Annotated in this window: 9 protein-coding genes; 5 read left to right on the plus strand and 4 right to left on the minus strand. The window is 64.0% G+C overall.

The genetic code is table 11. From position 1 onward, the window contains the following. Nucleotides 1-101: 101 nt before the first annotated feature. On the plus strand, nt 102-320 hold the full coding sequence (locus tag AAC645_RS10765; protein ID WP_340315901.1) for a hypothetical protein: 219 nt from the start codon (nt 102-104) through the stop codon (nt 318-320). On the opposite strand, the gene AAC645_RS10770 is transcribed toward AAC645_RS10765, so the two are convergent. Both AAC645_RS10770 and AAC645_RS10775 read right to left on the minus strand, forming a co-directional pair. Then, on the minus strand, nt 268-1,056 hold the full coding sequence (locus AAC645_RS10770; RefSeq protein ID WP_340315902.1) for a CDP-alcohol phosphatidyltransferase family protein: 789 nt from the start codon (nt 1,054-1,056) through the stop codon (nt 268-270). The two genes, AAC645_RS10765 and AAC645_RS10770, sit on opposite strands and share 53 nt — an antisense overlap. Nucleotides 1,057-1,087: 31 nt before the next feature. After that, on the minus strand, nt 1,088-1,822 hold the full coding sequence (locus AAC645_RS10775) for a phosphatidylserine decarboxylase (protein WP_340315905.1): 735 nt from the start codon (nt 1,820-1,822) through the stop codon (nt 1,088-1,090). A gap of 164 nt (nt 1,823-1,986) precedes the next feature. Here AAC645_RS10775 and AAC645_RS10780 point away from each other — a divergent pair, with 164 nt between their 5' ends. Then, nucleotides 1,987-3,207, plus strand: coding sequence for an NADP-dependent isocitrate dehydrogenase (locus AAC645_RS10780; RefSeq protein ID WP_340315907.1), 1,221 nt, complete (start codon nt 1,987-1,989; stop codon nt 3,205-3,207). 116 nt (nt 3,208-3,323) lie between these two features. Here the strand turns inward: AAC645_RS10780 and AAC645_RS10785 are convergent, their stop codons facing one another. Beyond that, entirely contained in the window at nt 3,324-4,580 is a 1,257-nt protein-coding gene (locus AAC645_RS10785; RefSeq protein ID WP_340315909.1) for an FAD-dependent oxidoreductase, read from the minus strand. A 59-nt stretch (nt 4,581-4,639) separates the two neighbouring features. On the opposite strand from AAC645_RS10785, the gene AAC645_RS10790 reads away from it, so the two are divergent. Continuing rightward, complete coding sequence (locus AAC645_RS10790) at nt 4,640-6,394, plus strand: cation:proton antiporter domain-containing protein (RefSeq protein ID WP_340315910.1); 1,755 nt, start codon at nt 4,640-4,642, stop codon at nt 6,392-6,394. Between the two features lies 1 nt (nt 6,395). Here AAC645_RS10790 and mddA read toward each other — a convergent pair whose 3' ends face one another. Continuing rightward, a complete protein-coding gene (gene mddA, locus AAC645_RS10795) occupies nt 6,396-7,133 on the minus strand; it encodes a methanethiol S-methyltransferase (RefSeq protein ID WP_340315912.1) in 738 nt (245 codons plus the stop codon). 138 nt (nt 7,134-7,271) lie between these two features. Here mddA and polA point away from each other — a divergent pair, with 138 nt between their 5' ends. Both polA and AAC645_RS10805 read left to right on the plus strand, forming a co-directional pair. Continuing rightward, entirely contained in the window at nt 7,272-10,061 is a 2,790-nt protein-coding gene (polA, locus tag AAC645_RS10800) for a DNA polymerase I (protein WP_340315914.1), read from the plus strand. Then, on the plus strand, nt 10,058-11,545 hold the full coding sequence (locus AAC645_RS10805) for a lipopolysaccharide biosynthesis protein (RefSeq protein WP_340315915.1): 1,488 nt from the start codon (nt 10,058-10,060) through the stop codon (nt 11,543-11,545). Before polA ends, AAC645_RS10805 begins: the two co-directional genes overlap by 4 nt.

Here is an 11,545-nt window from a genome sequence, read left to right on the forward strand (position 1 = left end):
ATTATAGAACAAAACATGAACATGAGGAGCAACACACCGTTTCAGGCGCTTTCGGCTCTCTCGCCCGCCGATGCGAAGGGGACGGACGACAAAGGACGAACATGATGCTTCAGCTTCTTTCCTTCGCGTTGTTCAGCACGGTCATGCTGGTTTCGATCATGGCGATCGTCGCCACCGTCCAGGCAGAGATGGTCTATATCCTCCGTGCCCTCGGCATCTCACCAGAGCTGCCGCCGCTGCGCCCCACAGGCGAGCGACGCGTTCGCATCATATCTCAGGCGACGCCGGTTGCTCCAAAGGCGCTCCGCGCTGCCGCCTGATACGACTGTAGGCGATGACGCTGAATGGTATCGTGCTTAGATAGAACAGCATCAGGAAGCTGAGCGTGTGCCATGGCGCCGTGAACAGCGCCGCTCCGGCCATCGCCACCAGCAGCAGCGCCGGCAAGCGCCAGGCGCGAGAGATATGGAGCGACGACCAGCTATAGGTCGCCAGGTCCGATATCATCAGGAAGCCGATGAGCGACGACCAGCCGCAGATGAAATAGGGATCGCGAAAGATGTCGAGGTCGCTCCAAAGCCACATAGCGACGGGCACGAGCATCATGCCGGCGCCGGTCGGCGCCGGAACGCCGGTCAGGAACCCCGCAGCCTTGCGCGGATGTTCGGCGCTGTCGATCGACGCGTTGAAGCGGGCGAGCCTGAGCGCCGCGCACACGGCATAGCCCAACGCAAAGATCCAGCCGAAGCGTGGAATCTGGTTGAGCGACCACAGGAACATGATGATCGCGGGCGACACCCCGAAGGCGATGACATCCGACAGCGAATCGAGTTCGGCGCCGAAGCGGCTCTCGCCCTTGAGCAGGCGAGCGATGCGGCCGTCGAGCCCGTCCAATATGCCGGCGATCAGGATGGCGAACAGCGCGCGTTCCCAGTCTCCCGCAAGGGCGAATCGCACGCCGGTAAGGCCGGAGCACAGCGCCAACGCCGTGACGGCATTGGGCGCTACCGCCCGCGCGGGTATGCCACGCCTTATATTCTCGCGACGGCCGCGCATCAGCTCCGTCCCTTTGTCCGTGGCGCCTTTGTCATTGGGCCGCGCCGACAGTCCGATCCGGCTCGCCAATCCTGGCAATGACGGTCTCGCCGGCGATGGTGCGCTGGCCCAGCGCGACGCGGTGTCCGGTTCCCGCAGGCAAATAGACGTCCACCCGGCTGCCGAAGCGGATCAGGCCGACGCGCTGGCCGAGCCCGACAATGTCCCCGGCCTTGACGAACGGCACGATCCGACGCGCCACCAGTCCAGCAATCTGGGTGAAGCCGATCCGAGTGCCGTCGGCGCCTTCCACCAATATATGCTGGCGCTCGTTCTCCTCGCTCGCCTTATCGAGATCGGCGTTGAGGAAACTTCCGGCGATATAGGCCACCTTGCGGATCGTGCCCGGAATCGGCGTGCGATTGATGTGGACGTCGAACACCGACATGAAGATCGAAACGCGGGTCATCGGCGCATCGCCGAGTCCATCCTCGCCGGCCATCTCGCGCGGCGGCGGTACGGTGGTGATCATCGTGACGAGGCCATCGGCCGGCGCGATCACCAGCCCCTCGCCCGTCGGCGTGCTGCGGACGGGATCGCGAAAGAACGCCGCTACCCAGACAGTGATGCCGACCATGGGCCAGGCGAGCGTCTCCCACGCGAGCAGCGCAAAGATCAGCGCGATCACTGCGGAGATGAGGACAAATTTGCGGCCTTCGGGATGAACGCTGGGCCAGCGCCACTTGACCGAAGTGGTTCCGATATCGGGCTTATTGAGTGAAGTCATCGCACCTTCCTAGGGCCCAGGGGCGGGACTGACAATCATTGCTGCCACGCCGGGGTTCCGGCGAGGCTCGCCGGAACCTCAAGAAAACCATGTCCGAACGGTTGATCCCACCGATTTCGTAGCATAGGGACGGCCGCAATATTCCTCCCCGGAGATAGAAAAGCATGGCGAAGATCAAGGTGAAGACCCCAGTCGTCGAACTCGACGGCGACGAGATGACCCGCATCATCTGGCAGTGGATTCGCGAACGCCTGATCCTCCCCTATCTCGACATCGACCTCAAATATTATGATCTCTCGGTCGAGAAGCGCGACGAGACCGGCGACCAGATCACCATCGATAGCGCCAAGGCGATCCAGCAATATGGCGTCGGCGTGAAATGCGCGACGATCACGCCCGACGAGGCGCGCGTCGAGGAGTTCAAGCTCAAGAAGATGTGGAAGTCGCCGAACGGCACCATCCGCAATATTCTTGGCGGCGTCGTCTTCCGCGAGCCGATCGTGATCAAGAACGTGCCAAGGCTGGTGCCGGGCTGGACCGATCCGATTGTCGTCGGCCGCCATGCATTTGGCGACCAGTATCGCGCCACCGACTTCCGCGTTCCCGGCCCGGGCAAGCTGCGGATGATCTGGGAAGGCGAGAATGGCGAGACGATTGAGCATGAAGTGTTCGATTACCCATCGGCGGGCGTCGCGATGGGCATGTACAACCTCGACGATTCGATCCGCGATTTCGCTCGCGCGAGCATGAACTATGCGCTGGATCGCGGATGGCCGCTCTATCTCTCGACCAAGAACACGATCCTCAAGGCCTATGACGGCCGTTTCAAGGATCTCTTCCAGGAAGTCTTCGACGCCGAGTTCGCCGCCAAGTTCAAGGCGCGCAACATCGTCTACGAGCATCGCCTGATCGACGACATGGTCGCGTCGGCGCTCAAGTGGAGCGGCAAGTTCGTCTGGGCCTGCAAGAATTACGACGGCGACGTCCAGTCGGATACTGTCGCGCAGGGCTTCGGCTCGCTCGGCCTGATGACGTCGGTGCTGATGTCACCTGACGGCAAGACGATCGAGGCCGAAGCGGCGCACGGCACGGTGACCCGCCATTATCGCATGCACCAGCAGGGCAAACAGACCTCGACCAACCCGATCGCATCGATCTTCGCCTGGACCCAGGGCCTAATGTTCCGCGGCAAGTTCGACGACACGCCGGACGTCGTGAAGTTCGCCGAGACGATCGAGCGGATTTGCATCGAAACCGTCGAAAAGGGCGGCATGACCAAGGATCTCGCGATCCTGATCGGTCCGGACCAGCCCTGGATGACCACCGAGCAATTCTTCGAGGAAATCCGCATCAACCTCGAAAAGGAAATGGCCAACTGGGCGTAGCAGAGCGCCCACTGCATTGACGTCATCCCGGCCCTTCGACTGCCTGCAGGGCAGGCGCTCAGGATAAACTCCAGCCAAAGGCTGGAGGCCGGGATCTCAGGAGGCCATGGCGCCTGCTACTCTCCCGAGATTCCGGCCTTCGCCGGAATGACGCTCAGGGCAGTGCGCCCGACCACCACCGCCGGCGAGCGGATATGCTCGCGCCTTACACCAAGTCCGACGATCCGCGCAGGGATGCGCTGCAGCACCGGGAAGCGATCGAGCATCCTTAGCGCGAACGGCGCTTCCATCTGTCCCGTCGCGCTGAGCGTAGGCCCCAGCACGGCGGCATGGACAGCGCGCTGCATCGCCTGGATCACCCGCACTGCGAGCATTCGCCGCGCCTGTACAGCCGCAAGCAGCCGGTCGACCGGCTCGCCGCGAGACAGCGGCAGCGCCAGGATGTTGGCGGCTGCGACAGCATCCTGGATGGCCAGGTTAATCCCGACGCCCCCGACCGGCGACATGGCATGCGCCGCATCGCCGATCGCCAGCAGACCGGGCCGGTGCCACCGCTTAAGCCGATCGAGCGACACAGAGAGCAGCTTTACATCGTCCCATGAGGCGATTGCTCCGAGGCCGCCGGCGATCTCCGGGATGGCGCCCCCCACCCTTGCCTTGAACGCGGCGATGCCTTCGCCGCGGATCCGCTCTGCACCGCCCTTGGCGAACACGAAGGCGCACTGCCAATAATCACCGCGATCGATCATCGCGATGACCGTACCCGGCGCAAATTGCCCGGCCGTGCGATTATCAGCCGTCCGCTGCTTCGGCACCCGAAACCAGAACACGTCGATCGGGGCGCCGAGATCCTCTCGCGGCAGTTGCGCGGCCGCCCGCAGCACGGAGCCTCGGCCATCGGCGGCAATCACAAGATCGGAAGCGATGGTCGTGGCATCTGCCAGGCGAACGCCGGTCACCCTGCCCGCCTCCTCGGTCAGGCCTGTCACCTCCGCGTCCATGCGCAGCGAGAATCCCGGCCATCGGCTCGCCTCGTCGCGGACGAAGTCGAGAAATTCCCATTGCGGCATCATCATCATAAACTTGTGACGCACCGGCAGATGGCGAAGGTCGGCAACGCCATAATCATGCCCGCCCACACGCGCACGGATGCTGGTTACCTGATCGTGCGGCCGAGCCAGCAACGCTTCGGCGAGGCCGAGTTCTTCGAACAGGGCGATGGTCGATGGGTGGACGGTGTCACCACGAAAATCGCGCAGGAAGTCACCATGTTTCTCGAGGACCAGCGTCTCGACGCCGGCCCTCGCGAACAACAGCCCCGCCATCATCCCAGCTGGCCCGCCGCCCGCGATCAGCAACCGTTTTTGCGCCATCGTCAGTTATCCCCTCCGTCGGGTGGCAATTGCACGTCATTGCCGCCACTATCCCCGCCATGGCTTTTTCACTCACCTCGGCAGCGTTCAGCGACACACTTGTCATTCTTGGCACAGCCGGGCTCGTGATCCCGGCTTTTACCCGATTTCGCATCACCCCCGTTATCGGTTTCATCCTGGTCGGCGCGTTGATCGGACCCAACGCGCTCGGCCATCTCATCGCCGACTTCCCTTGGCTGTATTTCGTCACGATCAGCGACCCGCACGCGATCGAACCCTTCGCCGAGTTCGGCATCATCCTGCTGCTTTTCTCGATCGGGCTGGAGCTGAGTTTCCGCCGATTATGGGGGATGCGTCGCGCGGTATTCGGACTGGGCTCATCCAAGCTGATCTTATCGGCGCTGATCATCGGCGGCGGCCTGTTGATCTTCGGCGAACGGCCCGGCGGCGCGCTGGGGCTCGGACTCGCGCTCGCGCTCTCGTCAACCGCGCTGGTGCTGCCGATGGTTGGGACGACCGGTGCCGTCGGCAAACGCGCCTTCGCGATCCTGCTGTTCGAGGATCTGGCGCTGGTGCCGATCATCTTCATCCTCGGTGCGCTGGCGCCCTATGGCGACAATGCCGGCTGGGACGGCCTGTTCCGGACGCTGGGCCTTGGCGCGCTGGTGATCGGCGCGATGATGATCGGCGGGCGCTATGTATTACCGAAGCTGTTCGCGCAGGCCGCCCGCGCCAAAAATCCCGAGCTGTTCCTGTCGGCAAGCCTGCTGGTGGTGATCCTGGCGAGCATCGCGACGACCGCAGCGGGGTTGTCGCCAATCGTCGGAGCGCTGATCGCCGGGCTGCTCATCGCCGAAACCGACTATCATGCCGAAGTCGAGCTGGTGATCGCGCCGTTCAAAGGGCTGGCGCTTGGCGTCTTCCTCATAACCGTCGGAATGTCGCTCGATCCGGCGATGCTCCTGGAAAACTGGCATCAACTCGCTCTCGCGGTCATCGCCGTGGTGGTGGCCAAGGCATTGCTGACGGCGATGCTGCTGCGGTTCTGGGGTGCGAAACGCGCGGTTTCGGCCGAGACTGGCCTGCTGATGTCTTCGCCTTCCGAAACCACGCTGATCGTGTTGGGGACTGCCGCGCAGGCGCGGCTGATCGGTGCGGATACCGCCGCCTTCTGGCAGGTGGTCACCGCGATCGGGCTGACCATCACGCCGATCCTCGCAAAGGTCGGCCATGACATCGCGCGCAAGTTCGATGAAGGCGAGCACAAGGACGGGAGAATCCCCGCGACCGCCCAGGGCCGGGTGATCATAGCCGGTTTCGGTCGCGTGGGCCGGCTCGTCGCGCAGATGCTCGATGCCCACGGCCAGAGCTATCTCGCCGTCGATGCCGACATCGATGCGGTGATCAGCGCGCGGCGGCGCGGCTATGAGATCATGTATGGCGACATCGCGCGGCCCGGGATGATCGAGTTGCTCGATCTTTCGAAAGCGACCGCGCTGGTCCTGACGATGGATGATCCGGTCCAGGTGGTGCGCATCACCCGTTATGCCCGCGAGCATCATCCCAACCTGACCATCGTCGCCCGTGCGCGAGACCCGAACCACGCGGCCGAGCTATACCGGGCGGGTGCCACCGACGCGGTGCCCGAGACGCTCGAATCATCGCTTCAGCTGTCGGAAGCGGTGCTGGTCGATCTCGGCATCGCCATGGGACCCGTCATCGCATCGATCCACGAAAAGCGCGCCGAGTTGCGCGTCAAGATCATGCAGATGGGCGAAATCGACAAGGAGCCGCGCCTGGGGCGTCGGCGCTGAACTACGCCCGGCGCTTCATCCGCGGCGTGAGCATGCCGACTTCCTTGCGATAACGCACATAATCGTCGCCGAAAACGCCGATCAGGTCGCGTTCCTCGTAGCGGATCGCGATCAGCATATAGGCTGACATCCCCAGCGCGAACAGCAGGTGCCCCAGCGTCATGTGCGGGGTTGCCCAGAAGGCCAGAAAGAAGCCGCTGTAGAGCGGATGCCGGACGAGCTTGTAGAACAGCGGACGGCGCAGCACGGGCGCCTCGCCCTTCAGGCCGCGCATGTTCAGCCAGACCTGCTTGAGGCCGAACAGTTCGAAATGGCTGATCAGATAGGTGCTGAGCAGCACGATCAGCCAGCCCAGCGCGAAGAAGCCCCACAATATGGCAGCAGTGACCGGCCGGTCGACATGCCAGATCGCTATCGGCAGCGGTTGCCAGCAGACGAACAGCAGGATCAGCACCGCACTGGCGGCCAGCACGTACGTGCTGCGTTCGATTGGCTCGGGGACGATCCTTGTCCAGGCGCACTTGAATGCGGGGCGCGCCATCAGGCTGTGCTGCAACCCGAAGAAGAGGATCAGCGCGCCGTCGATCAGCGCCGCATGATAGCCCCAGGACGTCGGCGGACCATCGATGCGATACGGGAGTTGCGGCAGATTGGCGAGAAAGCCGATCATGTACAGAAAGGTCGCGAAGAAAATCAGGTAAACGGCGGCGCCGAATGCGAGGCACAGAGTCCGGCTCATGGCATCCTCTTAGTCCTGCGGCGAATATAGCAGATTCGCGCCCGCAAACAAAGGCTGCCAGGCCCGCATGGCGATATCGCACGGCGCCCGCGCTACACCGGTTTCCCCCTGCCCCGGCGCCTGCTATCCACCCGTCCCATGTCATCCAAACATCTCTATCTGGTCGATGGTTCGGGTTATATTTTCCGCGCCTATCATCGCCTGCCGCCGCTCACCAATCGTCACGGCATCCCGGCCGGCGCGGTCTACGGCTTCACCACCATGTTGTGGAAACTCATCAACGAGTTGCACCACGCCGACGGTCCCACGCATCTGGCCGTGATTCTCGATGCGTCGTCCAAAACCTTCCGCAACGACATGTACGACCAGTACAAGGCCCATCGCCCGCCGCCGCCGGAGGACCTCGTCCCCCAGTTTCCGCTGATACGCGACGCGGTCCGAGCCTTCTCGGTGCCCTGCATCGAGGAGATCGGGCTCGAGGCCGACGACATCATCGCCTGCTATTCCGAAGCCGCCATGGCGGCAGGCTGGCAGGTCACCATCGTCTCGTCGGACAAGGATCTGATGCAGCTGATCCGACCGGGCCTGGATCTGCTCGACACGATGAACAACCGCCGGCTGGGCCGCGAGCACGTCCTGGAAAAGTTCGGGGTGGAGCCGGAGGCGCTGGGCGACGTGCTCGCGCTGATGGGCGACAGCGTCGACAATGTTCCCGGCGTTCCCGGCATCGGCCCCAAGACGGCGAGCGAACTCATCCGCCAGTTCGGCGACCTCGAGACCGTGCTGGCCAGCACCGACCAGATCAAGAAGCCGAAGCTCAAGCAGTCGCTGATCGATCATGCCGATAATGCCAGGCTGTCGCGCGAGTTGGTGCGGCTGAAATGCGACTCGCCGCTGCCGGAGCCGCTCGACGGCCTCGCACTGCAGAACCTGCCGCCCGAGCCGCTGCGCGCCTTCCTGGAAGATCAGGGCTTCAAGTCGCTACTCGCCAAGGTCGGCGCCGGTAATGGTCCGGCTACGCTTCCCGGCGGCGGTCCGACCATGCTCGCGCTGGCGGCCGGCCCGGAGGAGAAGCCCGCGCCTGTGGTCGAGAGCGTGCCGTTCAACCACAAGGATTATGAGACCGTTGTTGAAGAAGCTGCGCTAGACCGCTGGATTACAGAAGGTTTTTCTTGTGGAAAAATCGCGGTTGATACCGAAACCGACTCTGTGGATCCGGTACGCGCGGGGCTGGTCGGAGTCAGCCTTGCGGTTGCGCCCGGTAAAGCCTGCTACATCCCGCTCGCGCATGTCGGCGATGGCCTGCTGTCCGAAACGCCGAAGCAGCTGCCGATGGCGATGGCACTGGCAAAGCTGAAGCCGCTGCTCGAGGCGCCCGATGTCCTCAAGATCGGCCAGAATATAAAATATGACATGGTGGTGCTCGCACGGAACGGTATCCGGGTGGGCCCCTATGACGATACGATGCTGCTTTCCTACGACCTCGACGCCGGGCTCGGCGGCCATGGCATGGACGAACTGGCCAAGCGCCACTTCGAGCATGCCTGCATCGAGTTCAAGACGGTCTGCGGTACCGGCAAGGCTCAGATCAGCTTCGACAAGGTGACGCTCGACGCCGCCACCGAATATGCAGCCGAGGACGCCGACGTGACGTTTCGGCTGTGGCAACGGCTCAAGGGGCGCCTCGCCGCCGAAGCCGCGACGCGCGTCTATGAGCTGATCGACCGGCCGCTGGTGCCGGTTTTGGCCGACATGGAAATGGCCGGTATCCGGGTCGATCGCGAGGAACTGGCGCGGCTGTCGCACGAGTTCGCCGGCGAGGCCGCTCGGCTGGAGGCGCTGATCCATGCCGAGGCCGGTATGCCCTTCACCGTCGGCAGCCCAAAGCAGCTCGGCGACATATTGTTCGACAAGATGGGGCTCAAGGGCGGGCGCAAAGGCAAGACCGGGGTCTATTCCACCGACGTGACCGAGCTTGAGCGGCTTGCCGGCGATGATGTGCCGATCGCCCGGCTGGTGCTCGACTGGCGGCAGATCACCAAGCTGAAGTCGACCTACACCGATGCGCTGCAAGGACAGATCAACCCCGCGACAGGCCGGGTCCACACCTGCTTTTCGATGGCGGTGGCGCAGACTGGCCGACTTTCCTCGACCGATCCCAATCTGCAGAATATTCCTATCCGGACCGACCATGGCCGGCGCATCCGTGACGCATTCGTCGCCGAACCAGGCAAGATCATCCTGTCGGCCGACTATTCGCAGATCGAATTGCGCCTCGCTGCGCATATGGCCGACGTCCCGGCGCTGAAAGAAGCGTTCGCCAACGGCGACGACATCCACTCGCTGACGGCGCAGGAGGTGTTCGGCGAGGTCACCCGCGACACCCGGGCGCGCGCGAAGACGATAAACTTCTCGATCCTCTACGGCATATCGGCGTGGGGGCTGGCCGGCCGGCTCGAAGTCTCGCGCGAGGAAGCGCAGGGGATGATCGACCGCTATTTTGCCCGCTTCCCCGGCATCAACCACTATATCGCGGCCACGCTCGGCCAGGTCCGGGAACAGGGTTTCGTCACCACCCTGTTCGGCCGCAAGACTCACCTGCCCTGGATCCGCAGCGCCAAGCAGGGTGAACGACAGTCGGCCGAACGCCAGGCGATCAACGCGCCGATCCAGGGCACGTCCGCCGACATCATCAAGCGGGCGATGATCCGGATGAATCCCGCGCTTGAGGCTGCCGGGCTGGGCGACGTCAAGATGCTGTTGCAGGTCCATGACGAACTGGTGTTCGAACTCGCCCCCGATCAGGCCGAGACCGCGTCAGCCGTGATCCATGACGTCATGGCCAGGGCTGCCGAGCCGTTGGTCAGCCTGTCCGTTCCCCTCGGCGTGGAGATCGGTACCGGCCCAAGCTGGGGTGCGGCGCATTGACGCTAGCTCCTGAGCCGCTCGATCCGGGCGACGACATCAAGGCGCTAGCCAAGGGCGGCCGCACGAACTTCTTCGGTTTCCTGCTGCGCCTGGCCGCGCGCCTGCCCTTCCTGTTCATCGCCGGACGCTGGTACGGCGCCGACGCACTCGGCCGCTTCGCCTATGCGGTAATCATCGTAGAGTTCGTTGCGACCCTCGCCACGCTCGGCCTCAAGCGCGGCCTCGCGGCGCAGCTCTCGGCGACCGACCGGCCCCACGTCCATGTCGTCTGGGACGCGCTGCTCGTCGCCGCGGTCGCCTCGGCCATCGCCGCAACGGTGCTTGGAACCATACCCGAACTCATGTTCCCCAACAGCGGAATCAACGGTCTGGAATGGCTGCTGCCGCTCACGATATTCGCGCTCGCCTGGTCGGACATCTCGCTCGCGGCGCTGGCCTATCGGCTGGACATCGCCGCTACCGTGCGTGCGCGATCGGTCATCGAGCCATGGACGATCAGCATCGCCGCCTTCGCACTGGCCTTCTACTCGCTCCGCGACGGGCTGATCATCGCCTATGTCGTCTCGATGGCGGCGGCGCTGGTCGCCTCGATCTGGCCGCTGTTGAAAAGCTTCGGCTGGCCGAGCGGCTGGCGCCCCCGCCCCGCGTCGCTGTTTTCGCTGGCCCGACGCAACGTCCCGCTGGCCGCCGCCGATGCCATCGAATGGGGATCGCGCCGCCTCGACATCGCGATCCTAGGGCTGTTCTTCTCTCCGGCCATCGTCGGCATCTATTATGTCGCGCAGCAGGTCGCCTCGCTGCCGCAAAAGCTCAAGACCAGCTTCGATCCGATCCTGGGGCCGGTTATCACCCGCAATCTGGAATCCGGCAACCGCCAGGCCGTCGCGAAACAGGTGGCGCAGGTCGGCTTCTGGATCATCGCCGCACAGGCCGCGATCGGACTGGCGCTAGGCATTCCGGGCGAAGGCGTCATGGGTCTGGTCGGGCCCAATTTCGTCGGCGGGACGGGCGCTCTCGCCTTCCTGCTGCTCGCCGAAGTGGTGGCGGCCACCGCGGCAGTTTCCGAGGCTGCGCTGATCTATGTCGCACGCCACCTCAACCTGTGGATCTCGCTGGGCATGGTGGGCATCCAGATTCTCCTCAGCTTCGCGATCGTGCTGTTCTTGCGCGACGAACTCGGCGTGCCGCCGCTCTGGCAGGCAGCCGGTCCTGCGATAGCGCTGGCGATGGCACTGGGCATCGCCTCGATCATGAAGGCCCGATTGCTTTCGTACCTGCTCCAGGCACCAGTCTCCGGCTGGCGCTGGCCGCTAATTTGGGCGACCTTGGCGGCCGGCATCATCGGATCTCTCGCGACGCGCCTGCCCGAATGGCTCGAGCTGTCGCTGGGCATCCCGGCGATCCTGCTGACCTTCGGCATCGTGATCTGGCGTTTCGGCTTCACCAGCGAAGACCGCATGCTGTTCCGCCTGAAGCAAGCCTGA

The sequence above is a fragment of the Rhizorhabdus argentea genome (assembly GCF_037861105.1).
GTDB classification, from domain to species: Bacteria; Pseudomonadota; Alphaproteobacteria; order Sphingomonadales; family Sphingomonadaceae; genus Rhizorhabdus; species Rhizorhabdus argentea.